The organism is Natrinema salaciae (genome assembly GCF_900110865.1).
GTDB lineage: Archaea > Halobacteriota > Halobacteria > Halobacteriales > Natrialbaceae > Natrinema > Natrinema salaciae.
The window spans coordinates 417,222-442,821 of the sequence record NZ_FOFD01000004.1 but is presented as its reverse complement, the minus strand read 5'-3'; the positions used below and the strand labels follow the sequence as shown (position 1 = coordinate 442,821).

Below are 25,600 nucleotides of genomic sequence, written 5' to 3'. Positions count from 1 at the left end.
CCTCGATCCGTCTGTGGGATGTTCTCGTACGACAACGATTAAGCGTCCGCCCGAAGAGGTGCGACCCATGTCACGGATTTCCGAGACGGACCGCGAGCGCATCGCCGACCTCTTCGACCGCCACCTCGAAGCCGGGCTTCACCACGGGGCGCAGCTAGCCGTCTACGTCGACGGGGAGCCCGTGATCGACCTCGCCGGCGGCGTCAGCGAGCCGGACGGCGCGGAAGAGACCCGGGAGACGCGTCACGTCCTCTTCTCGAGCACGAAACCCTACGCCGGCGTTACACTGCACTCCCTGGTCGAGGAGGGGAAACTCGATTACGACGATCGGGTGGTCGAGCACTGGCCCGAGTTCGCGGACGAGGGAACCGAGAAGGCCGAGATCACCGTCCGGCAGGTGCTCAGCCACACCGCGGGGCTCAACCGGGGCGAGATCGACGACCGACCCGACCTGTGGGGCGACTGGGACGCGGTCGTCGAGCACCTCGAGGCGATGGAACCGAACTTCCCGCCGGGCGAGGTCCCGGCCTACCACGCGCTCACGTTCGGCTGGCTGGTCGGCGAACTCGTTCGCCGGGTCTCCGGGACGCCCATCGAGGCGGCCGCGGCCGAACGCGTGTTCGACCCGCTCGGACTGGACGACACCGGCATCGGCCTGCGGGAGGGCGAGGACGACGACGTCGCGACGCTGGTCGGCTTCGAGGAGTTCGACCGCTGTCGTGACCCCGGGGAGGGGCTCGGCGATCACACCGAGGTCGCGGCGCCGTTCAACTCCGAAGCGATCCACCGCGCCGTCATCCCCGCCGCCAACGGACTCGGCACCGCGGGCGACATGGCGCGCTTCTACGCCTGTCTCGCGAACGGCGGCGAACTCGAGGGCACGCGGATCCTCGAGCCCGAGACCGTCGAACGGATGACCCGACTCGAGGCCGAGACGGATGCGGACGGCACGATCGGCCGGGAGGCCCGGTTCGCGCTCGGCTTCTGGAAAGGCGGCACGGCGGTCGCGCCGTACGGGTCGCTCTCCCCCGAATACGTCTTCGGACACGCCGGTCTCGGGAGCAGCGTCGGCTGGGCCGACCCCGAGGAGAACATCGGCTTTTCCTACGTGACGAACGGGGTTCGCGACGGCTCCTACGAACACGTCGCGCGCGTGAACGCGCTGGCCGACGCGGTTCGACAGGCGCTTCGGTGACGGTGGCGGTCTCGGCCGCCGTCGAGGTCACCGTCGAACGCGTCGTGTGGAACGGAGACGCATCTTCCGAACCGCCAACCGCGTCATCCGAAACGTGATACGTCGTCTGTCCCAACTCCGGGTATGGTGGACTTCGCCATCGATCTCGGCCCGGCCGCGGTGCGATTCATCCGGCTGTACGGGCCGCTCGCGCTGCTCATTTTCACGTTCCTCGAGACGTCGATGCTCTTTCCGTTCTTCCCGAGCGAGGTCGTCGTTCCGGCCGCGGCCGCACTGCTGATCGTCGACCCGCTCTCGTTCGTCGTCTTCGTCACGGCGGCGACCGTCGGCGGAACGGTCGGCGCGTACGTCCCGTACTACGCGTTCCGCGGACCCGGATCGCGCGGGCTCGGTCGGCTCCGGGAGCGGATCAACGTCTCCGAGGAGGCGGCCGAACGCGGCCGGCGGTGGTTCCGCCGGTGGGGGCAGTCGTCGGTCTTCTGGGGCCGGTTTCTGCCGGCGCTGCGGTCCGTCGTCTCCATCCCAGCGGGGCTCGCCGGAATGCCGGCGGCCCGGTTCGGTGTCTACACGGCGGCCGGTACCCTCCTGTTTTACGCGGCCGTCGGCGCGGTCGTCTACTACGGCCGCCAGCGATCGCTCTTCGCGGCCGCGGGTTCGGTCGCCGCCGACCGACCGGTTCTCACCGCAGCGGTCGCGGCCGTCGCCCTCCTGACGGGGTTCCTGATCGTGACGCGGTCTCGACGGCGAGAACGAACAACCTAGGTCATGCTCACGCGTTCGGCTCCCAATCTGCCACGGCGACCGTCTCGCCCGCCGGCATCCCCTCCCTGTCGTCGTCGACGACGACCCAGCCGTCCGCCAGCGCGACGCTCGAGAGCACGCCGGAGCCGCTCGCTCGCGTCGGGATCGCCTCGTATCGGGGCTCGTCGGGGCCGAGATCGCCCCCGTCGCGTTTCTCGAGTTTTACCCGCGCGAACGTCCGGGTCCCGGGCTCGCTCGGGATCTTGCGCTCGAGTCGGGCCCGCGTGGACGGATGCGGATCGGGGGTCGTCCCCTCGAGCCAGCGCAGGACCGGGCGGAGGAACTGGACGGCGTTGACGATGCACGCGACGGGGTAGCCGGGCAGCGCGAGCACGGGCGTCTCCTCGACGATCCCCAGACAGACCGGGTGGCCGGGTTTGAGCCCGACGCCGTGGACGAGCACCTCGCCGAGGTCGTCGATCACCTCGGGCAAGAGGTCGCGCTCGCCGACCGAGGAGCCGCCGGTCGTGACGACGACGTCCTTCGTGAGATCCCGCTGGATGGCGACCCGCAGCGACTCGGGATCGTCGGTGACGATGTCGCGGTAGGTCGCGCGAGCGCCCCAGCGCTGGGCCAGCCGCGAGACGGTGAGCCCGTTGGTCTCGATCACCTCGCCGGGGCCGGGGTCGCCCTCGACGAGCTCCTCGCCCGTCGGGATTACCCCGACCGTCGGTTGCTGTGCGACCGCGACGCGGCCGTAGCCCGCCGATCGCAGGAGCCCCAGATCCGACGGCCGGAGCCGGTGGCCGGCGTCGTAGAGCTGCTGGCCCGCCACGACGTCCTCGCCGACTGGCGCGACGTTTTCGCCCGCCGCGACGGCGTCTTCGACCTCGAGCTCGCCGGCCGCCTCGAGTTCGGTAACGCGCTCGATCATGACGACGGCATCGGCACCTTCGGGGAGCGCGCTGCCGGTGTGCACCCGCGCGGCCGCCCCGGGGTCGATGCCGTCGGCGGTGGCGTGCTCGTCGCTGTCGTCGGATGCGGCGGCCGGCTCCGCGATCCGCAACACTTCGGGGGACCGATCGCTCGCGCCGAACGTGTCCGCGGCCCGGACGGCGTAGCCGTCCATCGCCGCCCGCTCGTAGTGGGGGACGTCTCGAGCCGACGTGACCGGCGCGGCGAGGACGCGGCCGTCCGCGCGGTCGACGTCGACGGTCTCGGTCCCCGTCCGACACGGGACGTCCGCGTCGGCGTCCCCGCTCCCCTCGACTGCCTCCTGCAGAATCCGGCGCGCCTCGTCGACCGGCGTCCGAACCTTGAACCCGGCCTCCGTGCGCTCGCGGTCGGCACCTTCCATACCCTGACTCGAGTCGCCGGAGGCCAAAAGCGTGGGGGACCCGTCGTCCGCCCGCTCGATTCCGGGCGACTCGGCGTGTCGGACCCGCTCAGACGGCCGACAGCGCACGCCACCGCAGGTCGTTCGACCGGTTCGGCGTAGCTGCTTCGAAGGGGCCGTATCGGGGCGAGACGGAACGTCGGCGCTCCGTGTCCGCCGTCGTCCGAACCGGAACCGTCTCCGCCGAGCGACCCCCCGGAACGACCCGCCGCCGAGATGTCAACGGTCCGCTTTCACGCGGTCGACGACTCGCCGCGACCGCGGCCTTTTTCGTATCGGCGTTCGAACCTGTATCCATGTCAGCGCTCCGCGACGCGTTGCGGGACCTCTCCGACGACATCTTCTTCGATCTGCTCGAGAGCGACGACGCCTATCTGCTCGTGCTCGACGTCCCCGGCGTCTCGGCCGACTCGCTCGAGCTCGCGATCGAAGACAGTCGCATCTCCATCGACGCCCACCGGGAGAAAGCGCCGACCGACGACTATCACTACGTGGAGGAGAACCGCTCGCTCTTTCTCGATGTCGACCTCCCGCTGCCCGACGATGCGTCCGACGCCCGCGCCGAGGCGACGGTCGACCGCGGCGTTCTCGAGTTGCGGCTTCCGAAACGCGGGTCCGCCGGGGAGACCACGATCGACATCGTCGACGAGGACTCCTAACACGGGGTGACCGAGGCTGGCTTCACTCCGCGCCTACAAACGGTTCTTCATCGTCGCGTGGCAGTTCCTCCCGCTGTTGCTCGCCTACGCCCGCGACCGGCGGCGCTTTCTCCTGTTCGGCCGCCCCCGGCAGGTCGGCCCCGAGACGCACCGCCACCGGGCCGAAGTGCTGCTCGAGTCGCTGCTGACGCTCGGCCCGACGTTCATCAAACTCGGCCAGCTGCTGTCGACCCGTCCCGACGTGCTCCCGCCGGCGTACATCGACGTGCTCTCGGCGCTGCAGGACGAGGTCCCACCGGCACCCTGGCCCGAGGCGAAAGCAGTCCTCGAGGACGAACTCGGCCCCGTCGACGAGCGGTTCGCGGAATTCGACACCGAACCGATCAGCGGTGCGAGCCTCGGACAGGTCTATCGGGCGCGGGTCGAGCCCGACGCCCGCGAGGCGGCCCACATCGACGGCGACCCGACGGCGACGCGCACCGACGGTGCGGGAGGCCACGAGGTCGCGGTGAAGATCCGCCGACCGAACATCGAGGCCCTCGTTCGGGCCGACCTGCGGGTCGTCAAGTGGTCGCTCCCGATCCTGCTGTACTTCGTCGACGACGCCCGTTCGTTCTCGCTCGAGAACCTCGCCGAGGAGTTCTCGAAGACGATCCGCGAGGAGATGGACTACGAGCGCGAAGCGGCGATGCTCGCCGAGATCCGCGCGAACTTCGCGGGTGACGACCGCTTTCGCATCCCCGACGTGATCGAGAGCCACTCCGGGCCGCGCGTGCTCACGATGGAATACATCGAGGGGACGAAGATCAACGATCTCGAGACGCTCGAGCGGAAGGGGATCGACCGGACCCGGATCGCGGAGAACCTGGAGCGAGCCTACCTGCAGATGATTATGGACGACGGGGTCTTCCACGCGGATCCACATCCGGGCAACCTCGCGGTGACCGACGACGGGCAGATCGTCTTCTACGACTTCGGGATGTCCGGCCGGGTCGATCCGTTCGTCCAGGAGAAGATCATCGACTTCTACATCGCCGTCGCGAACCAGGACATCGACGCGATCCTCGATGCCCTGATCGAGATCGGCACGCTCAGCCCCGACGCCGATCGGGGGGTCATGGCCGAGGTGATGGAGATCGCCATCCAGGACGCCCGCGGCGAGGACGTCGAGCAGTACCGGGTCAACCAGATCGTCGGGCAGATCGAGGACTCGATCTACGTGTTCCCCTTCCGGCTACCGAAGAATCTCGCGCTCGTCCTCCGGGTCGCCACCGTCGTCGAGGGGGTCTGCGTCACCCTCGACGAGGGCTTCGACTTCATCTCGACCGCGACCGACTACCTGACGGAGGAGGGCTACCGCGAGGAGTCCATCCGACAGTACATCGACGAGACGGGCCAACAGCTCCGCCGGACGGGCGAATCGCTGACCCGACTCGCGCCCAAGGCCGAGCGAGCGCTGGACCGACTCGACCGCGACGACCTCTTCGTCCGCATCGGTGTCGAGGACGAGGAGAACGTCTTCGACAAACTCGCCAAACGACTGGTCTACGGCATGCTGCTCACCATGTCGCTGTTCTCGATGGGCGTGCTGTACGCGCTCGAGGCCCCCAGAGCGTCGATCGTCGCGGCGATCTTTTCGGTGATCGTGACGGTTCAACTCTACCGTTCGTTCCGCAAGCCGAAATCGATCGGCGCGCGACCGCAGTTTACGCGGCAGAACCTGCGCCAGCGACGGGGCAAAGAGTGACGGCGAGGCATTCAGTATCGGCTGACTGTCACCTCGAGCGGAGTAGTCGTCCCATTACAATGCCCGAGATGCCGGTTCGGACGGGTGATGGCAACAGTACTGCTCGCGAATCCGAACGCCGACGTCGTTGACCGAGACGGGCGACGGTGGATCCTCTGTGGGACCCACCGGCGGGAGCTTCGCGCGGCGATCGAACGCGGAGCCGCCGGTCGGGACGTGAAAGCCCTCCACGACTCGCTGCCCGGCGAGGGAACGGTCGTCGTCCTCTCCGATCGCGCGGACGAGCCGACGATACGCGCCCACCGCGGTATCACGTCGGCCTACGAGGTGTTCTACTGCCTCGACTCGAGCGGCGAACCGGTCGTCTCCGATCTCTTCCGGAACGCGCTCGCTCGCCTCGAACCCGCCGACCGGACGGTGCCGGATCGGGCGATGGCAGACCACCTGCTCTACCGGACGACGCCGATCGACTCCTACGTGGAACGAATCCACCGCCTCGGCCACGGCGAGACGCTCACCTGGACGCCCGGCGAGACGACGCCCCGGACGGAGCTGACGGAGACACTCGAGCCCGAGACGAGGCTGTCGCCAGCGAGCGCGCACCGCCGGCTGGACGAGGTGCTGTCGGCGGTCTGTGCGCCGATCGCGGACGAGTCGTCGCTCATGCTCTCCGGCGGCGTCGACTCGACCGTCCTCGAACCCTACCTGTCGAACCCGACCGAGAGCGTGACCGGCTCGTTCGATACGCCCGAACTGGCGTTCGAGCGGGAGTACGCGGACCGCGCGAACGCCCTCGTCGAGACCGATCGGGAGATCGTCGAGATGACGGAGTCGTCGTACCTCGAGCGACTCGAGGCGGCGGTCGACGCCCTGGGGATGCCGCCACACCAGCTCCAGACGCCGACGTTCGACGGCATCTATCGCGCGGTCGACGACGGCGAGACGCTCGTCAGCGGGCAGGTCGCGGACGCCGTCTTCGGGCTGAGCGGCCAGCTCGAGACCGGACACACGGTGTGGCGGACGCGCCACCTCCGATACGTTCCGCCGGTCGCCGAGAAACTGCGGCGACACCGCGAGATCCTCGCGGAGATCCGGCGCGATCCGTCGGAACCGGACGGGCGGGCGCTCCAGTTCGCGGTTTACACGGACGTGCCGTCGGTCGTCGACGCGATCGGTCGCCGGCGCTACGAGCGGCGACAGCGGGAGCGATACGAGTACGCGATGGCCCGCGTTCCCGACGCGAGCGGCTCTCCCTACGCCCGTCAGATGCACGTCGGGCAGTGGATCGATTTCTTCTGCGAGGACGCCGTCTCCGTCTGGCGTCAGGCCGGCCTCGCGCGGGGCTGTGAGATGTACACGCCGTTCGCGGGCAAGGCCGTCGCCGAACTCGCGCTCGGTCTCTCCTCGCCCGAGCGGTACCTCCGCGACGGCGAGTCGAAACACGTCCCGAAGACGCTCCTCGGCGAGTGGTACCCCGACTACGACCGGTCCAAGCCGAAGGGGAACGGGAACTTCCCTGCCGAGCGGTTCCTCACGTCGGGCCCGCTCGGGGACGTCTTCGACCGCTACGACGTTCCGGCGTTCGCCCCGGACGTGCCGGGCGACCTCGTCGACCGCTCCGCGGGCCTCGCGTGGAACCTGGCCGGCTACGCCGTCTGGCGCGATCGGGTCCTGCGAGCCGACGACCTCGAGCCGGTTTCGCACACGCGAACCGTGTCGGTCGCCTCGAGCGCGTCCCGGTCCGACATCGGATCGGCCTGACGGACGGTGGGCGGCGGGAACCCGGTCGAATAGCCGGCTCCAAGCCTCTTTCCGGGAGGGCCTCGAACGACCGGTATGGAGTACGATCGGATCGCGGACCTGTCGTTGACGATCGACGCGGTCGCCACCGAGCGCGTAGAGCGCGAGACCTCGAGCGAGTTCACTCGCGTGACGACCGAATTCTCGCTTTCGGGGCCGGCTCCGGAGGGCGACACACCGGTCACGGGACGCGGCGAGGACGTCACCTACGAGACCGCCGATCACGACCGGCTGGCGGAGACTGGACTGCCCGACCTCACCGGCGAGTACACCCTCGAGTCGTTTTCGGACCGGCTCGACGACTGCGATCTCTTCCCGGGCGGTGCGCCCGACCGCGAGGTCTTCCGGAACTATCGTCGGTGGGGACTCGAGAGCGCCGCGCTGGACCTCGCGCTCCGGCAGTCCGATACCGACCTCGGAAGCGAATTGGGTCGCAGTTACGATCCCGTCCGGTTCGTCGCCAGCACCCGACTGGGCGAGCCGCCGACGACCGATCGACTCGAGTCGCTCCGCGGGCAGGTCTCGAATCTCGAGTTCAAACTGGACCCGATCCCGGCGTGGGACGACGACCTCGTGGCCGGGATCGACGAGACTGTCGGGCGCGATGCCGTCCGGATTCTGGACCTCAAGGGCCAGTACGAGGGTACGGACGTCGACGTGCCAGCCGATCCGGACCTGTACGAGCGGGTGCTCGAGGCCTTCCCCGAGGCCGTGATCGAGGACCCGGCGCTGACCGACGAGACGCGGCCGCTGTTCGAGGAGCCGGCCGTTCGAGCCCGGGTTTCGTGGGACGCCCCGATTCACGGGCTCGCGGACGTCGAGGCGCTGCCGTGGGAACCCGACTGGCTCAACATCAAACCTTCCCGCTTCGGGTCGCTCGAGTCGCTGTTCGAGACGATCGCCTACTGCGGGGACCGCGACATTCGACTGTACGGCGGCGGCCAGTTCGAACTCGGCGTCGGCCGCGGGCAGCTCCAGACGCTGGCGTCGCTGTGCTACCCCGACGGGCCCAACGACGTCGCCCCGCGGGCGTACAACGATCCCGCGGTCGGAGACGGACTGCCCCGGAGTCCGCTCGAACCGCCGACGGAGTCGATCGGATTCCGGTGGGACCCGTCTCGGTAGCGATTGCGACGATTCCGCCCTCGCTTCCGCCGGTTCCCCGTCGCGGTCCGGTGGTCGCTGTCAGCCGGCTGTCGCCCCGACTGCGAGAGTAGCCGACCGTCCCAGTCGGGCTCTCCCGCCGGTCTCGTTCCGTTCGCGGGTCCGGGAGAGACCAGAACCGTTTTGTTGAGTTCGTGTCACGTACTGGCTAATGGTTTCGCTACTGACGCCCGCACAAGCCGGCGGCTGGAGCGCGTTCGTCCCCGGCTCGAGCGCGTTTCTGACAGCAGTGGTCGTCTTCGGAACGCTCGCAGTCGTCCTTCGGACGGTGTCCTGGATGGCGACGACCCAGCTCGACCGTCTGTTGCTCGGTCTGGCGTACGTCGTCGGCGTCGTGGGGTTCGTCGTGACCCGCGACCTCGCGCTCGTATTCGCACCGCCGACGGCGACCCTCGTCTGGCTGTTCGTCACGGAACGGACGGACGTCGCGCCGGTTGGGAGCGGCTCGCCGAGCGGGGGAGGGGACGACGGCTCGGAGGCAGGTGACGGGGACGACACCGCACTCGACGCGGACCAGCTCGATACGGACCCGCCCGGTCACGACTTCTCCGACGTCGGCGGCATGGACGCGCTGACGGAGACGATACGCGACCGGGTCATCGACCCGTTGACCCGACCGGACGTCTACGATCACTACGGGATCGGAGCCGTCAACGGCGTCCTCTTTCACGGTCCGCCCGGCTGTGGCAAGACCTTCGTTGCGAGCGCGGTCGCAGCCGAAACGGCGTACAACTACATCGAAGTCACGCCGACCGACGTCACGAGCAAGTACATCGGCGAGGCCGCCGACAACGTCGCGACGGTGTTCGAAGCCGCCCGCGAGAACGAGCCCTGTCTGGTGTTTATCGACGAAATCGACGCGATCGCCGGCGACCGGTCGGAGCGAATGGCCACGAGCGAACAGCAGATGGTCAACCAGCTGCTGACCGAACTCGAAACGCAAGACGACTCGGAGATCGTCGTCTTCGCAGCGACGAACTACCTCGAGGACGTCGACGACGCAATCCTGCGATCCGGCCGGTTCGACGAGCGGATCGAGGTGCCGCCGCCGGATCGTCGGGCGCGGCTGGAGATCCTTGACCTCGAACTGGCCGACGCACCGGTCGCCGACAACGTGAGCCTCGAAGCGATCGCGGACGCGACCGCCGGCTACGCCTCGAGCGACGTGACGGTGCTCGCCGACGTCGCGATCCGCCACGCGATCGCCGACGAGACGTCGGTCAGGCAGTCGCATCTCCGCCAGGCGGTCGACGAGATCGACACCAGTATCCCGGGCTGGCTCGACCGCTACGAGGATCGGTTCGACGAGGATCTCGGCCGGTCGTCGACCGAGGAGCCAGTCTCCTTCGACGACCTTCCGGGGATGGACGATCTCACGGCCGCGATCGAGCGCCGCGTCTTCGATCCGATTCGCAACGCCGACGGCTACGAGCGCTACGGCGTCACGCCGGTCGACGGCGCGTTGCTGTACGGCCCGCCCGACGCGGGGAAGACGACGCTCGCCCGGTCGATCGCCGCGGAACTCGACCGTCCCACCGTCGAGATCAGTCCGGACCGCTTCCGCCGGGAGGCCGTCGACGATCCGGCCGATCGCGCGGCGGAAATCATCGAGGACGCGCGGTCGATCGCCCCGAGCGTCCTGGTCCTCGACGATCTCGACGAACTCGCACCCGCGTCGGGCGGATCGAGGGCGACTCGCCAGGTCGCAACGCGCCTGGAAACCCTCCTGCCGACGCTCGAGGACGACGTGCTCGTCGTCGGGACGGCACGGGCGATCGACCGCGTTCACATCGATGTCCTCCACGCCGGGACCTTCGACGAACGGATCGAGGTGCCACCGCCGGACGCCAGAACTCGCGGCGCGGTCCTCGACGATGCACTTCCGGGCGGGATCGTCGCCGAGGACGTCGATCTCGCCACGGTAGCCGACGCGACGGAAGGGTTCAGCATTCGCGACGTCCGCCATCTCGCCGGCCGAGTCGGTCGCGAAGCCGTCCGTCGCGAGGAACAGATCACGACCGAGCGACTCGTCGCCGAGGCCGACGCGGTCGAGGCGACGCTGGAGGGGTGGGACGGCCCGCAATTCGACGGACTGCCCTCGAGTATCGCCCCCGACGGGGGCGGCCGACCTCGGTGACCGGCGTTCGGACCGCACCGACGCCGCGGTCCGCTCGTCGACGACTCGCCGCCGAGACCGTGGCTCGGTCCGTCGGCTGGGCGCTATTCGCGCGATCGGGGGTCCGTCGAGACGTCCGCGACGCCGCGCTATCGGCTGAACTCGTCACAGCGCGCATTCCAAACGGTTTATGCACGTCGATTGATTACGCCGGGACATGGCGAAACAGCAGACCGAGGTTCGCGACCTCCAGGAAGGCAGCTACGTCATGATCGACGACACACCGTGTAAAATCAACGCCTACTCGACGGCCAAGCCGGGCAAGCACGGCAGCGCCAAGGCCCGCGTCGAGGCAGAAGGCGTCTTCGACGGCAAGAAGCGCTCGCTCTCCCAGCCCGTCGACGCGAAGATCTGGGTCCCGATCATCGAACGCAAACAGGGGCAGGTCGTCTCCGTCGACGGCGACGACATGCAGGTCATGGACCTCGAGACCTACGAGACCATCACGATGCGAGTTCCCGAGGACGCCGACGTCTCCCCCGACGAGAACATCGAGTACCTCGAGATGGAAGACCAGCGAAAGATCGTCTGATGTTTCCCGGGGCGACCGACGAACGCGAGGGAACCGACGCGGCGGCTGCTGCCGACCGTGAAGGCGACACCGACGCGCGAGGCCCGACGGCCGACCGCGGCGGCGCGAACTTCGTGGTCGTCGGTGCGCCTCTGGACGCCACGACGACCTTTCAGCCGGGGACCCGCTTCGGGCCCCGCCGGATTCGATCTTTTGCGGAACCGTTCGACGACTACGACCACCGGACGGGCCGGCACTTCTCCGAACTCGGCGTCGCCGACCGCGGCGACGTCCGCGCGTGGAACGACGTCGGCGCGTACCTCGAGTACCTCACCAGCGCCCTGCGCGAGGCGGTCTGGGACGACGCCGTTCCGCTGACGCTGGGCGGCGAACACACCGTCTCCCTCGCAGGTGTGCGCGCAGTGGAACCCGACGTGTTCGTCTGCCTCGACGCCCACCTCGATCTGTACGACGCGTACGACGGCGAGCCGTTTTCACACGCCGCCGTCACGCGGCGAATCCTCGAGGACGTCGATTCCGTCACGGAGGCGATCATCCTCGGCGCTCGCACCGGCAGCGAAGCCGAGTGGGAGCGCGCAGCCGACGACGACGTGACCGTCGTCCCGCCCGAGGACGTCGGCGAGTGGACGCCCGGCGACCGGTTCGCGGACCGCGAGGTCTATCTGAGCGTCGACGTCGACGCCGCCGATCCCGCGTACGCGCCCGGAACCGGAACCAAAGAGCCGTTCGGCCTCGAGTCCCGCGAACTCCGCGACGTGGTGCGCGCGGTCGCCCCGTACGCGGGGGGTTTCGACGTGGTCGAGGTCAACGACCGCGACGACGGCCAGGCGGCCGCGCTCGCCGCGAAACTGGTCCGTGAGTTCGTCTTCTCGCACGCCGACGGCGTCGGTGACTAATTCGTCGATTCGGGTGCCAGCGTCTCTCCGGAGCGAAATCGCGAAACCGGTGCGCAGCGGCGGCCGACTCGCGTCTCTCGAAAGAGTGGATTGCTCGAGCAAGAGTACACGTTTTTCACACTCCGAACGAATCGGCAGATATGATCGAGGCGACGCTGTGTTTCCCGCTCCGAGATGGGGAGACCGGCGCTGATCCCGCCACAGACGCCGATCTCGCCACCGACGACGAAACCGGGCGCGAAGTGCTCCTCATCGAGAAACGCCGCGGCCTCGGCGAGGGCTGGTACAACGGTCCCGGCGGCAAGTGCGAACCCGGCGAGACCCCGCGGGAGTGTGCGATCCGCGAGACCCGCGAGGAGGTCGGCCTCGAGGTTCGGGACCTCGAGAAGGCGGGCGAACTCCGTTTCCTGCTCGACGGCGAGGCACACACGTTCTGTCACGTCTACCGGACCCGCTCGTTCGAGGGCGAGCCGACGGCCTCCGAGGAGGCCGCCCCCGAGTGGGTCCCCGTCGACGACGTCCCCTACGATCGGATGTGGGACGACGACCGACTGTGGCTCCCCGGCGTGCTCGAGGGGAAGACGGTCGCCGGCGAGTTTCGATTCGAGGGCGGAACGCCGCTGGACGAAGCCGACTTCGTCGACCACGAGATGGCGTGGGACGCCTCGCTCGAGGGCGATCAGGACGAGAAGCGATCGTACTGAACGATCGACCTACCGCATGCTCTCCAATTTCTCGGAGATCTTTGCGTAGCGGTCAGGTGAGCAGTACTATCCGTTATTCAAATCGTCTCGAGCGTCGTTCGGGCCGCTGAAGGCGATATATGGCCGTCTCTGGCCAGCGAAAGGAGGAGAAACACAGTTCCACGAGTCTGAACCCCTTCCGTTCGGGCGACGGCTCGTCCGTGTCGTTCATCCATTACCGCGACCGCACTACGCTCTACAGCGAGCGTAAGCACCGCACGGTCGGCATCGCTCAGCGCCTGGTTCATTTCGAGGCGCTCGAAGAGCGGCGTCGGTTCCACGCGTTGTCCCTCGAACAAGCCGTCGTCGACGTGTCGCTGCTACACCAAATGAAAGCGACGGAAAACGAAGAACCCGGACCAGTTTTACGGCTTCAGCAGGACCTTCCCGGAGCTCTTCCGGTCCTCGATGTACTGGTGGGCTTCGGCCGCGTCCTCGAGCGCGAACGACTCGCCGAGGATGACCTCGAGGTCGCCGCTGGCGAACCCGTCGGTCAGTTCGGGGACGGCCTTCATCACTCTGCTCGGATCGTGGAGGGAGGCCTGCCCGAGGTGGAACCCTTTGACGGTCTTGTTCTCGAAGAGCAGCCGCTGGTTGCTGACCTCCGCGGGGACGCCGCTGGCGACGCCGTAGGCGACCATCCGCCCGAAGTGGGCCATCGCGTCGAGGCTGCGCTCGAAGACGTCGTCGCCGACGCTCTCGAGGACGAGATCGACGCCCTCGCCGTCGGTCTCCTCGTCGACGACCTCGCGGAAGTCCGTGTTGGTGTAGTTGATCGCGTGGTCACAGCCGAGCGAGTTCGCGAGGTCCAGCTTCTCGCCGGTGCTCGCGGTGCCGAACACCTCCGCCCCGGCGTTCGACGCCAGCTGGACGGCGGCGGTGCCGACCCCGCCAGCCGCGGCCTGGATCAGGACCGATTCGTCCGCCTCGAGGCCGCCCCACTCGAAGAGACAGGCGTGGGCGGTGAGGAACTGGACGGGGAATCCGGCGGCCTCCTCGAAGCTCATCTCGTCGGGGATGGGAAAGAGGAGGTTCGCATCGGCGGTGACGAACTCCGCGTAGCCGCCGGTGTCGAGCATCGCGACGACGCGGTCCCCCTCCGAGAGGTCCTCGACGCCGTCGCCGACCGCGTCGACCGTTCCCGCGGCCTCCATGCCGGGGACGTAGGTCGGTTCGGGACCGTCCGGGTAGTGGCCCCGGCGCTGCATGATGTCCGCGAAGTTGATGCCGGCCGCTTCGATATCGATTCGAACCTCGCCCGCACCGGGCTCCGGCGTCGGGACGTCGACGACCGAGAGTTCGTCGCTCTCTCCGTAGGACTCGATTTCTATGGCCTTCATGTCGGCCGTATATAACCTGCTCATCCGCATAAATGTGTCAGAACCGGTGGAAACGAATTTACAGTTTGTAGTTTACGGCCGGCGGCGACATCGAACCGCAACGACGCGACTCCCCCGACGGTCTCGCGAGCGTCCGTCCTTCGCATGGTTTAAGCCCGCGCTGCCTGCATGTCGTACCAATGAGCGACGAGAGTCAAGAACTCGGAATCACCGAGTCGAAATCGCACAAACCCGGCGAGTGGTACGCCGAGGTCGTCCAGAAAGCGGGTCTCGCGGACTACGCCCCGATGGGCGGGTTCATCGTCACGAAACCGCGGGGCTACGCCCTCTGGGAGGCCATTCAGGGCGCGCTCGACGGCTGGTTCAAGGAGACCGGCGTCGACAACGTCTACTTCCCGATGTTCATCCCCGAGAGCTTCCTCGAGCGGGAAAAGGACATCGTCGAAGGCTTCGACCCCGAGGTCGCGTGGGTGACGCAGGGCGGCCACGAGGAACTCGAGGAGCGCCTCGCGGTGCGACCGACCAGCGAGTCGATCATCACCCCCTTCATGGCCGACTGGACGCGCAGCCACCGCGACCTGCCGATGCGACTCAACCAGTGGTGTTCCGTCGTGCGGTGGGAAGCCACGGAGACGAAGCCGTTCTTCCGGACGAAGGAGTTCATGTGGCAGGAGGGCCACACCGCCCACGCGAGTAACGCGGGTGCGTGGGAGGAGGTCTGGACCCGTCTCGGCCAGTACGAGCGCGTCTACGAGGACGTGCTGGCGATTCCGGTGCTGCGCGGCAAGAAGCCCGAACACGACAAGTTCCCCGGTGCCGACACCACGACGACGGTCGAGGCGCTGATGCCCGACGGCAAGTCCGTCCAGGGGGCGACTAGCCACAACCTCGGCCAGAGCTTCGCCGAGGCGTTCGACATCACCTTCGCCGACGAGGACGAGGAAGAACAGACGGCGTACACCACCTCGTGGGGACTCTCGTGGCGCGCACTGGGGGCGCTCATCATGACCCACTCCGACGATCAGGGGCTCGTGCTCCCGCCGACCGTCGCGCCCACGCAGGTCGTCGTCGTCCCGATCTGGCAGGAAGACACCAAAGACGACGTCCTCGAGTACGCCGAGGGGATCGCCGACGACCTCGAGGAGGCCGGCTTCCGCGTCGAACTCGACGACCGCGACGAGCGCAATCCCGGCTTCAAGTTCAACGAGCACGAACTCAACGGAATCCCGCTGCGGCTCGAGATCGGTCCCCACGAGGTCGACGACGAGGAGGCTACGCTGGTCCACCGGCCGGACAACGCCGAAGCCGTCGCGGACCGCGACGGGATCGTCGACGCCGTCGACGACCACCTCGACGAGATCTTCGACAAACTCTACGCGGCGGCCGAGGAGACCCTCGAGAACAACGTCCGCGAAGCCCACAGCCCGGAGGAGATTCTGGGAACGATCGGCAAACACGGCGGCTACGTGAAGACGCCGTGGTGCGGCGACGAGGCCTGTGAGGAGGCCATCAAGGAGAAGATCGCCGCCGAAATCGTCATGCAGCCCCTGATCGACGAGGGTGGCTCGTCGGCCGCCGAGGTTCCCGAGCCGGATCACGACGAGTGCGGCGTCTGTGGCGATCCCGCCGACGAAATCGCCTACTTCGCGAAGTCGTACTGAGCCGTTCCCCAGCTACCAGAGGGTAACTACCTCCCAGGCCGCCTCTCTAAACGACTTTGCGACGCGACCAACCGAGTGCACACTCCCGAATATATGAATCAAAAGACTTCTACTCATTCAAAATATTTGTCAACTATATAAATGGAATCGTCATCAGCGCTGTTTTTAGACGAACAGACGATCCTCACGATAGCTGGCATCGTCGGGGTGCTCGTAGCGGGCCTCGGCTACTATTTTCGATCGCGATTGACCGAGTCCGGACGAACGGCCCTCGCTGGCTGTCTCCTTGGGGGAACGCTGTTTTTTTGTATGTGGATCGTCCGACAGTTGCTTCTTGATCCCGGTTCGAATGATCTAATAGCCGAGTTCGCCGGTCCGCTCGATGTGCTGCTATTTTTTGCGGCGCTCGTCGCATTTTGGCTACTGTTGGCCGGAAAGGCACTCCCGACACTGTGGTTGTTCGGCCGTGGGCTGTCGGTCAGTCCAACGCTCGGACTCTTCGCAGTCACGTACAACGCCTTCTGGGCGATGTTCACTGTCAGCCACGAGAGTAACAGTCTCGTCATTCACTTCGGCCTCGTCTTCCCCATCGTTCTCGTCGCCATGCTGTTGCTCGCAGGGATCGAGTTCGGAGTACGTCGGGTCAGAGGTCGCTATTGAATCGCTATCTGGCGTTGGAATCAGCCGGTCACGTACTGTTTGATAGTTCCAAGAAGTAGCCCGAAAGGACTCGAGGGCAGCGACACGGAGTCTGTGATCCGTAGCAGTCTCACCGACGACATCGCCTCCTTCTCGACGTCGTACTGATCCGCAACCGCGGCCGCCTCGAGCAGTACGGTCGGTTCCGGCGCTCCCTCGAGGGTGTTTTCCGCCTGATAGTGTGTGCTTTTGACACTCGAACCTAACTCTTTAACCCGAGAGTCCTTATTGGGGGAGAGAGAGGGAGGGTATGTGGTGTTCACTCTGGTGGGTGAACACTACGTGCCTCTGACATTCCCTGGACCGGGAAGTGGTACTTTCCGGACGGGGTTTCGATTGCTTCCGTACTCGGCGCTCTTCTCGATAGCGACCCGTTCGTGAAACGGCCGGCCGACGAGGCCGTCGGCGGATTGACTAAGGGCGTCGCCCATACCTTATACTAATACATATGTGTTAATAATACGCTTAGTCATAATGGGTTAGCCTCATATAGGTGTTCCCGATAGGAGTGTGTATGTCACAGCCACATAGAGCGTCATCCACCGAGCGTTCACAGGGGCTCGCCGACCCCGCGGACGCGCGGTCGAACTGCGGCGTCGGCGTCGTCATGGACCTCGATGGGGACGGGGGCCACGACGTCGTCGCCGACGGTCTCGAACTACTCGTCAATCTCGAGCACCGCGGGACGACCGGTGCGGAGAAAAACACCGGCGACGGGGCCGGGATCATGCTCCAGACGCCCGATTCGTTCTTCGAGAGCGTTCTCGATGCCGCGCTGCCCGAAACCTATGCCGTCGGATCGCTCTTTCTCCCACAGGAGGCGGCGGCACGCGAGGAACTCGTTTCGCTCGTCGAAGAGACCTTCTCGACCTACGACCTCGACGTCCTCGAGTGGCGGGACGTCCCGACAAACAACGACGACCTCGGCGAGACGGCGGTCGACTCCGAGCCGGACGTCTGGCAGGTCGCGGTGGCTCCCGACGACGAGATCTCCGGCGACGACTTCGACCGACGCCTCTACGTCGCCCGTCGCGCCCTCGAAAATGCCGTCGAGGACGCCGACATCGAAAACAAGGATCGGTTCTACGTCGTCTCCCTCGACTCGAAGACGATCGTCTACAAGGGGCTCCTGAAGGGGGTTCAGGTCCCCGCCTACTATCCCGATCTCACCGACGAGCGCATGGCGTCGACGTTCGCGATGGTCCACGAGCGCTTCTCGACGAACACGCTCGGCGCCTGGCACCTCGCCCATCCGTACCGAAACATCATCCACAACGGCGAGTTCAACACCATTCAGGGCAATATCAACTGGATGCGCGCCCGCGAGACCGACATCGAGAGCGACGTGCTCGAGGATCTCGAGGCGGTCAAGCCGATCATCGACGACCCCGAGCAGTCGGACACGGCGAGCGTCGACAACGCCCTCGAACTCCTGATGCAGGACGGGCGGGACCTCGAACACGCGCTCCGGATGCTCGTCCCGGAAGCCTGGCGCGGCGACGACGCGATGGACCCCGATCGGAAAGACTGGTACGACTTCCACGCCTCGCTCGTCGAGCCGTGGGACGGCCCCGCGCTCGTGGCGGCGACCGACGGCGAACGCGTCGGTGCCGTCCTCGACCGCAACGGACTCCGCCCCTGCCGGTACGACGTGACCACCGACAACCGCCTGATCATGGCCAGCGAGGCCGGCGCGCTCGAGACCGACCCCGAGCACATCGAGGAGCGGGGCCGGCTCAAGCCCGGCCAGCTCTTCCTCGCCGACCCCAACGAGGGGCGCGTCATTCCCGACGACGAAGTCTTCGACGACCTCACCGACGACCGTTACGGCGAGTGGGTCGCGCAGGAACAGGTCCACCTCGACGACATCCGGACGACCAACGACCGAACCCCTCGGCGGACCGTCGACGGCCTTCGTGACTACCAGGCCGCCTTCGGCTACAGCCACGACGAACTCGAGAACCTGATCGAGCCGATGACCCAGAAGGGGAAAGACCCCGTCGGCTCGATGGGCGACGACACGCCGCTGTCGGTGCTGACCGAGTACAACCGGCCGCTGTTCTCCTATTTCAAACAGCTGTTCGCGCAGGTCACCAATCCGCCGCTGGACTACATCCGCGAGGAACTGGTCACCTCGATGGAGTCGCGACTCGGATTCCAGCGGAACCTGCTCGACGAATCGCCCGAACATGCCCGCCAGCTCGTGCTCGATTCGCCCGTTCTCACGGACGCCGAACTCGAGTCGGTCCGGAATTGTTCGAAAAACGACATCACGGCCGCCACGATCGACATCACCTACGAGCCCGAGAGCGACGAACTCGGGGCCGATCTCGAGGCGGCGATCGAACGCGTCCGCGAGGATACCGTCGACGCGATCGAAGCGGGCAGCGACGTCATCGTCCTCTCGGATCGGAACGTCGACGAGGACCGCGTCGCGATTCCGAGCCTGCTGGCGACCGGCGGCGTCCACCACCACCTCGTGCGAAACGGGCTGCGCAACCACGTCGGGCTCGTCGTGGAATCCGCCGATCCGCGCACCGTCCACCACTTCGCGACGCTGGTCGGCTACGGTGCAGGCGCGGTCAACCCGTACCTTGCCTACCAGACCATCGAGGACATCACCGCCGGCCCCGACGGTGCCGACACCGAGGTCGCGATCGACGCATACGTCGGCGCGATCGAGGACGGACTCCTGAAGATCATGGCCAAGATGGGGATCTCGACGGTCGAGAGCTACCAGGGCGCGCAGATCTTCGAGGCCGTCGGCCTCGACTCGGACCTCGTCGCGGAGTACTTCGAGGGGACCGAGAACCGCACCGAAGGGATCGGGCTCGCCGAAATCGAGGACGACCTCCGCGAGCGCCACGCGACGGCCTTCGACGCCGACGGCGACGAGTCGACCCTCGACCGCCACGGCGAGTTCGAACACCGCTCGGACGGCATCCACCACCAGTGGAATCCCGCCACCGTCGGCGCGCTCCAGCAGGCCGTCCGCTCGAACGACTACGAGCGCTACGGGGAGTTCGCCGAACAGATCAACGATCAGCAGCAGAACCTCCAGACGCTTCGCGGCCTGCTCGAGTTCGAGTCGGACCGCGACCCGATCCCGGTCGAGGAGGTTGAGCCGATCAAGGACATCGTCCAGCGCTTTTCCACCGCGGCGATGAGCCTCGGATCGCTCTCGCCGGAGGCTCACGAGAACAACTCGATCGCGATGAACCGCCTCGGCGGGAAGTCGAACTCGGGCGAGGGCGGCGAACCGCCCGAGCGGTTCGACACCGAGCGCGAGTGTAACGTCAAGCAGGTCGCGTCGGGTCGATTCGGGGTGACCTCGACGTATCTCTCGAGCGCCGACGAACTGCAGATCAAGATGGCCCAGGGCTCCAAGCCCGGCGAGGGCGGCCACCTCCCCGGCTCGAAGGTCAACGAGATGATCGCCCACGTCCGCAAGTCGACCCCCGGCGTGGGGCTCATCTCGCCGCCGCCGCTGCACGACATCTACTCGATCGAGGACCTCAAGCAGCTGATCTTCGATCTCAAAGCGGCCAACGAGGCCGCCGACATCAACGTCAAGCTCGTCTCCGAGGCCGGCATCGGCACGGTCGCCGCCGGCGTCGCGAAGGCGAACGCGGACGTAGTCCACATCTCGGGCCACGACGGCGGCACCGGGGCCTCGCCCCGCACCTCGATCAAGAGCGCCGGCCTCCCCTGGGAGCTCGGCCTCGCCGAGGCCAACCAGATGCTCTGTGCGACCGGCCTCCGCGACCGCATCCGCGTCTCGGCGGACGGCGGGATGAAGACCGGGCGCGACGTCGCCGTCGCCGCCCTGCTCGGTGCCGAGGAGTACGTCTTCGGCACCGCCTCGCTGGTCACCGGCGGCTGCGTGATGGCCCGGCAGTGTCACAAGAACACCTGTCCGGTCGGCGTCGCTACCCAGCGCGAGGACCTGCGCAAGCGGTTCCCCGGCGAGCCCGAACACGTCATCAACTACATGACGTTCATCGCCCAGGAGCTGCGCGAGATCATGGCGGAACTCGGCTTCGAAACCGTCGACGAGATGATCGGTCAGGTCGACGTGCTCGAGCAGCGCACCGACGTCGACCACCCGAAGGCCCGCAACGTCGACCTCTCGGACGTCCTCGCTGACCCCGGTAGCGACGTCCGCCGCAAGATCCGCGAGCAGGACCACGAACTCGAGGAGCAGCTCGATCGCGACCTCATCGAGGCCGCGGCCGACGCCATCGAGGAGCAGGAGCCGGTCTCGATCGAGACCGAAGTGACGAACGTCGACCGCACCGTCGGCGCGATGCTCTCGAATCGCATCACCAGCCGCTACGGCGAACCCGGGCTGCCCGAGGATACGATCACCGTCGACGCGTCGGGCACCGCCGGCCAGAGCTTCGGCGCGTTCCTCGCCAGCGGCGTCTCGATGCACCTGGATGGCAGCGCCAACGACTACGTCGGCAAGGGACTCTCGGGCGGCAAACTCACGATTCGCACCCCCGAGGCCGCCGCCTACGATCCGACCGAGAACGTCTCGATCGGAAACGTCGCACTCTACGGCGCGACCGACGGCCAGCTGTACGTCAACGGCGTCGCCGGCGAGCGCTTCGCCGTCCGGAACTCCGGTGCCAAGGCCGTCGTCGAGGGCGTCGGCGACCACGGCTGCGAGTACATGACCGGCGGCGTCGTCGCCGTCCTCGGCGAGACCGGGACGAACTTCGCCGCCGGCATGTCCGGCGGCGTCGCCTACGTCTACGACCCCGACGAGGAGTTCGCGGCCAAGGCCAACACCGGTATGGTCTCGCTGTACGAGGACTTAGAGGAGCGCGACGAACGGATGCTCCGCCGACTCGTCGAGAACCACGTCGCCTACACCGGCTCCGAGCGGGGCCAACACCTGCTCGACAACTGGGAGCGTGCGCTCGAGGCCTTCGTGAAGGTCATGCCCGATGCTTACTACGAGGCGATCACCGAGCAAGGGTCGGACGACGTCCGGAACGAACTGCCCGGCGAACCCGAGGCTGCGGCCGAAGCCGAATCGGCCAGTTTCGCGGCCAGCGACGACTGACTCGCGCCGCGTCTTTTCTCGCTGCCAGTACTCTCGACGGTCGGCTCTCGACTCGCACTTGATCGATCGACCGGCGCGTCCCGTTCCCCCGGCACTCGGTCACTCCGCCAGCCGCGCGTGGAAGAAGGGGAACCGGGCGTCTTCCTCGTCGGCGAGTGCGTCCCTGAACTCCCCTTCGTCGACCAGCTCGAACCCGGCCGACTCCAGCTGGTCCCGCGTGGCCGCCGCGCCGGCGATGCTCCAGCGCATCTCGGTGCCGGTCTCGAGCCAGTCCGGGTTCGAGCCGGTCCACTCGGCCCACCCCTCCGTGAGCAGGAGCCGTCCGCCCGGGCGGAGCACGCGTGCGAACGACTCGATCGCCGCCGGGTGGTCGTCGGCTGGCACGTGAATCAGCGAGTACAGCGCGGTGACGGCGTCGAACGTGTCCGCGGCGAACGGTAGCCGCGTCATCTCTCCCTGGCACAGCGCCGCATCGGGAACGAGCCCCGTCGCCGTCTCGAGTTGCCCCCGCGAGAGGTCGAGGCCGACGGCCAGCGCCGGCTCGCACTCGGTTCCGTTCGAGGGGGCGACGGCGTACTCGAGCGCCGGGGTCCCCTGCCCGCAGCCGGCGTCGAGGAGGCGACAGCCGGACGGCAACGCGTCGAACAGCGACTCGAGAGCGGCGGTTTCGGCCTCGTCCTGCGTCGCGGCCCGCTCGGTCGCGTACGTCGCCGTTATCTCGTCGTAGGCACGGCGGACGTCGTCCCTGTCGACCATAGCCGTCGGTCTCGCGTGAGCGATAAGTGTCTTCGGTCGCTGTGGGTGCGTGACACACACGATCGCTCCGGGGAACAGCATCGGCGACCGGTGCGATCACTACCCCGGGCATTGCGTTAGACGAGTCCGATCCGTTTCGAACCGCGTTACGGACCGCCGAATACGGACGGTGTCCCCGTCGCTCGAGACCGTACGGTCATCGTTCGGGCGTCGCGAGCAGTGGCGCGTACTAAACAGCGGAACGGTACAAGAAGACAGGAGCTCACCGACCGACTGGCGGTTACGCCGACTGATCACGTCAACGTGGGTGCGTCGTAGCCGCGCGTCGGGTTCCGCTGTCTACCGGGTGACTTCCACCTGGCACGATCGGTCCCGGTAGATGTGATCGTCGAGGGTTCCGTGTGGTGCGTTCGTTGCGTGATCACCTCCGCAGTCTCCTATTTTTGCCGCATCTAACTTAATCTTTAGCCCTATCTAATAACGGTCCTCGTCAGCTCGGTCGATCGCTCACGGAATCAGTGACGCGGTCGGCTACTCGCGACCGAGCGTGTGGAACTCGTCGTTCGGCCGCATCTCGGCGAACGTCGCCATACGATTGCTCATGTTGTAGTAGGCGGTCACGGCCCCGATGTCCCAGATCGCTTCCTCGCTGAAGCCGGCCTCGCGCAGCGCCTCGAGGTCGGCCGGTTCGACTTCGGTCGGCCGTTCGGTGAGCGTGACTGCGACGTCGAGCATCGTTCGATGGGCCTCGTTGATATCCGCGGTGCGGTAGTTCGCGATCAGTTGGTCGGCCAGCGTCGGGTCTTCGGCGTAGATCCGAACGAGCGCCCCGTGGGCCACGTTGCAGTAGTAGCAGTGGTTGACGCCGGAGACGGCGACGATGATCATTTCGATCTCCTCGCGCTCGAGAGCGGTGTCCTCGACGAGCGCGTCGTGGTACTGGAAGAACGCCCGGAAGTGCGAGGGTTTGTACGCGAACGCCGAGAACACGTTCGGCGTGAAGCCGGCGCGGTCGGTCTCTTCCGCGATTCGCTCCCGGAGGTCCGCTGGGAGGTCGTCGAACGCCGGGACGGGGAATCGAGCCATCGCGTCGTCGCTGAGTTCCGGGGTCGGTTCGGCCGACGGGTCGGAATCTGAATTGCCCATAGCTACCGGTTCGCAAGCCCTCGTAATAACTCGAGGGGCGAGGACCCCGCTCGTCACCCGTCGACGACGCCGCCGGTGTCGATTGCCGCCGTTCGAACCGCCGCTGCGGTGGGTGCGTCGAGGAGGTGCGCCTCGCAGTCGCAGTCCGATGCGCCGAACCCGGGGACGGACTCGCCCGGCAGCCGAGTCGCCAGTTCGCACTCCCGGTCGACGTCCGGAAACGTGATCGCGGCCTCGAGCCGCGCCGCCGGATGGCCGAGCAGGTAATCGACGTGCCAGTGACGCGTCTCGCGCTCGCCGGCGGCGAGTTCGCGATGGCGTTCCACCCGACTGAAGCCGCCGGGACCGAAGGCGCTCCCGACGTAGGCGTACGCGCCGGCGGTGAACTTGCGGTCACCGAGCGCGCCGATCTCGATCGTCGTCGCTCGAGAGAGGTCGATGACGAGGACGTACGTGCCGCTCATACGGGTCGTCGGGGCGGCTGCGGTAAAAACGGGGCTGATTCGAGCCCGCGGTGTCGGCCGCGGGTCATCGGTACCGGGCGTTAGCGCGACCGGTCCTCGTCGGCGGTCGGATCGCGCTCGTGGACATGCCGGCGGTTGCTCATGTTTTCGTCCTGGAACTGCTGGTTCCGGTCGCCGCTCGAGCGCCGCTCCGTCTCGCGATTCTCCGTCCACTCGCCCTGCTCTGATCGCCGTCCCTGCTGGCGGTACTCGAGGCCGCCGCCGGACTGATGCTCGCGGTTCGTGTGACCGCCGGCGCGGCGCTCGGAGCCGCCGCGGTCGAACTGTTGGGTATCCTGGTCGTCTCGCTGTGATCGCTCTCCTCGCTGGTCGCTGCCGCTGCGGTCTCGCTCCATCCCCGACTGGTGGCCTTCGCCCCGCTGGTGGCGACGGGACTCGGGCTGTCCCTGCCGGTACTGGCTGCCGTGTTGCTCGCTGCCTCGCTGGGACTGGGTCCCCCGCTGGTCCGCCATCCGGTTTTGCTGCCCGCGATGCTGTCGGCCCTGGTACCCGCGTTCGCGGTCCATCGTGTCGGCCCCGGTGTCTCGGCCCTCGTGCCAGCGTTGCTGGGTTCCCTGTCGTTCTTCGCTACCCTGCTGGCCCTGCCGGCTCTGCATTCGGTCTTGCTGCCCCTGATAGCCCTGCTGGCTGCCGCGATGGCCCTCGTGTCTGGCTTCGCCGCCGTACTCGAGGTTCGATTGCTCGAGCGCGTCGGTTTCGAACCCGCTTCGCTGCTGGCCGCCCTGCCGACCGGAGGGGCCTCGCTGTCGGCCCGACTGTTGGCCGAATTGCTGGCCCTGCTCACTGCCGGCCTGTTGTTCGCGCTGTCGGCCTCGGCCGCCCGTCGTTCCGGAGCCGCGTCCCCACCCGGCGTCGCCGGCCGTCTCCTGGTGGCCCTCCGCTCGCTCGCGCCCGCGCCCTCGGTGTTCGGGCCCCTGGGCGCCGCGGTCCTCGCTCTCGCCGCGGCTGAACATGCCGTGGAGCCAGCCGCGGTCGCCGCTCTGTTGGTTTCGGTCGGTCTTCTGGCCCCGTCCTTCGCGCCGGCTTCGGCTCTCCGTGTCGCTCGAGCGATCGGTGCGTCGGTCTTCCGTCCGTCGGTCGCTGTCGTATCTGTCGTTCATGGGTATGGCCGTGTGGATCGTCGGACTCGTTCGATCGTCGATTCCGGACTCGCCCCGATTGCTGCGCTCGTCGCTGGTCGTCGTGGTACTGCGATCGGGGCTACCCCGAACGCGCGGATAAATCCTGAGCGTGCGTTCGCGTGCATGCCCGTTTCGGGACGATGACGGCCGTAAACGGCCGAGAACGATTGACGTCGGTCTCGAGTACCGCGTTCGAGCCCAGCCGAAGCGGCTCGTCACGGTGCCGCGTTCGG

At 67.3% G+C, this 25,600-nt stretch carries 19 protein-coding genes; 13 read left to right on the top strand and 6 right to left on the bottom strand.

What is annotated here, in order from left to right; all coding sequences use genetic code 11:
• Positions 1-67: 67 nt before the first annotated feature.
• Positions 68-1,195, top strand: a complete 1,128-nt coding sequence (locus tag BMX07_RS15680; protein ID WP_090619306.1) for a serine hydrolase domain-containing protein — start codon at positions 68-70, stop codon at positions 1,193-1,195.
• Positions 1,196-1,318: 123 nt separating this feature from the next.
• A complete protein-coding gene (locus tag BMX07_RS15675) occupies positions 1,319-1,957 on the top strand; it encodes a DedA family protein (RefSeq protein ID WP_090619303.1) in 639 nt (212 codons plus the stop codon).
• A gap of 7 nt (positions 1,958-1,964) precedes the next feature.
• Here the strand turns inward: BMX07_RS15675 and BMX07_RS15670 are convergent, their stop codons facing one another.
• The gene (locus tag BMX07_RS15670) at positions 1,965-3,293 is read right to left on the bottom strand and encodes a molybdopterin molybdotransferase MoeA (protein ID WP_090619950.1); all 1,329 of its coding nucleotides are present in this window, start codon (positions 3,291-3,293) and stop codon (positions 1,965-1,967) included.
• Positions 3,294-3,628: 335 nt separating this feature from the next.
• On the opposite strand from BMX07_RS15670, the gene BMX07_RS15660 reads away from it, so the two are divergent.
• The 8 genes from BMX07_RS15660 (at position 3,629) to BMX07_RS15625 (ending at position 13,010) form a co-directional block, all read left to right on the top strand.
• A complete protein-coding gene (locus tag BMX07_RS15660) occupies positions 3,629-3,991 on the top strand; it encodes an Hsp20/alpha crystallin family protein (protein ID WP_090619296.1) in 363 nt (120 codons plus the stop codon).
• Between the two features lie 76 nt (positions 3,992-4,067).
• A complete protein-coding gene (locus tag BMX07_RS15655; RefSeq protein ID WP_090619294.1) occupies positions 4,068-5,738 on the top strand; it encodes an ABC1 kinase family protein in 1,671 nt (556 codons plus the stop codon).
• Between the two features lie 87 nt (positions 5,739-5,825).
• Entirely contained in the window at positions 5,826-7,499 is a 1,674-nt protein-coding gene (locus BMX07_RS15650) for an asparagine synthase-related protein (RefSeq protein ID WP_090619291.1), read from the top strand.
• Between the two features lie 75 nt (positions 7,500-7,574).
• Positions 7,575-8,663 (top strand): enolase-like domain-containing protein, encoded by a 1,089-nt coding sequence (locus BMX07_RS15645; RefSeq protein WP_090619286.1) that lies wholly within the window; start codon positions 7,575-7,577, stop codon positions 8,661-8,663.
• A 190-nt stretch (positions 8,664-8,853) separates the two neighbouring features.
• Positions 8,854-10,839, top strand: a complete 1,986-nt coding sequence (locus tag BMX07_RS15640; protein WP_090619284.1) for an AAA family ATPase — start codon at positions 8,854-8,856, stop codon at positions 10,837-10,839.
• A 196-nt stretch (positions 10,840-11,035) separates the two neighbouring features.
• Positions 11,036-11,410 (top strand): translation initiation factor IF-5A, encoded by a 375-nt coding sequence (locus BMX07_RS15635; RefSeq protein ID WP_090619281.1) that lies wholly within the window; start codon positions 11,036-11,038, stop codon positions 11,408-11,410.
• Positions 11,410-12,306, top strand: coding sequence for an agmatinase (gene speB, locus BMX07_RS15630; RefSeq protein WP_090619278.1), 897 nt, complete (start codon positions 11,410-11,412; stop codon positions 12,304-12,306). The genes BMX07_RS15635 and speB overlap by 1 nt, the downstream gene beginning before the upstream one ends.
• Before the next feature lie 140 nt (positions 12,307-12,446).
• Positions 12,447-13,010, top strand: coding sequence for an 8-oxo-dGTP diphosphatase (locus tag BMX07_RS15625; RefSeq protein ID WP_090619275.1), 564 nt, complete (start codon positions 12,447-12,449; stop codon positions 13,008-13,010).
• A gap of 404 nt (positions 13,011-13,414) precedes the next feature.
• Here the strand turns inward: BMX07_RS15625 and BMX07_RS15620 are convergent, their stop codons facing one another.
• Positions 13,415-14,389 carry a quinone oxidoreductase family protein gene (locus BMX07_RS15620; protein WP_090619272.1) on the bottom strand — a complete coding sequence of 325 codons (975 nt, stop codon included), beginning with the start codon at positions 14,387-14,389 and terminating at the stop codon, positions 13,415-13,417.
• A 179-nt stretch (positions 14,390-14,568) separates the two neighbouring features.
• Between BMX07_RS15620 and proS the strand changes: the two genes are divergently transcribed.
• The 3 genes from proS to gltB all read left to right on the top strand — a co-directional run bounded on the left by proS (position 14,569) and on the right by gltB (position 21,820).
• A complete protein-coding gene (gene proS, locus BMX07_RS15615) occupies positions 14,569-16,050 on the top strand; it encodes a proline--tRNA ligase (RefSeq protein WP_090619269.1) in 1,482 nt (493 codons plus the stop codon).
• A 141-nt stretch (positions 16,051-16,191) separates the two neighbouring features.
• The gene (locus BMX07_RS15610; RefSeq protein ID WP_090619266.1) at positions 16,192-16,710 is read left to right on the top strand and encodes a hypothetical protein; all 519 of its coding nucleotides are present in this window, start codon (positions 16,192-16,194) and stop codon (positions 16,708-16,710) included.
• A gap of 553 nt (positions 16,711-17,263) precedes the next feature.
• A complete protein-coding gene (gene gltB, locus BMX07_RS15600; protein WP_090619261.1) occupies positions 17,264-21,820 on the top strand; it encodes a glutamate synthase large subunit in 4,557 nt (1,518 codons plus the stop codon).
• A gap of 99 nt (positions 21,821-21,919) precedes the next feature.
• Here gltB and BMX07_RS15595 read toward each other — a convergent pair whose 3' ends face one another.
• The 4 genes from BMX07_RS15595 to BMX07_RS25190 all read right to left on the bottom strand — a co-directional run bounded on the left by BMX07_RS15595 (position 21,920) and on the right by BMX07_RS25190 (position 25,346).
• Positions 21,920-22,576 (bottom strand): class I SAM-dependent methyltransferase, encoded by a 657-nt coding sequence (locus tag BMX07_RS15595; RefSeq protein WP_090619258.1) that lies wholly within the window; start codon positions 22,574-22,576, stop codon positions 21,920-21,922.
• Positions 22,577-23,107: 531 nt separating this feature from the next.
• A complete protein-coding gene (locus BMX07_RS15590) occupies positions 23,108-23,722 on the bottom strand; it encodes a peroxidase-related enzyme (protein WP_090619255.1) in 615 nt (204 codons plus the stop codon).
• Positions 23,723-23,775: 53 nt separating this feature from the next.
• Entirely contained in the window at positions 23,776-24,186 is a 411-nt protein-coding gene (locus BMX07_RS15585; RefSeq protein ID WP_090619252.1) for a GIY-YIG nuclease family protein, read from the bottom strand.
• 80 nt (positions 24,187-24,266) lie between these two features.
• Complete coding sequence (locus BMX07_RS25190) at positions 24,267-25,346, bottom strand: hypothetical protein (protein WP_245742131.1); 1,080 nt, start codon at positions 25,344-25,346, stop codon at positions 24,267-24,269.
• Between the last annotated feature and the right edge of the window lie 254 nt (positions 25,347-25,600).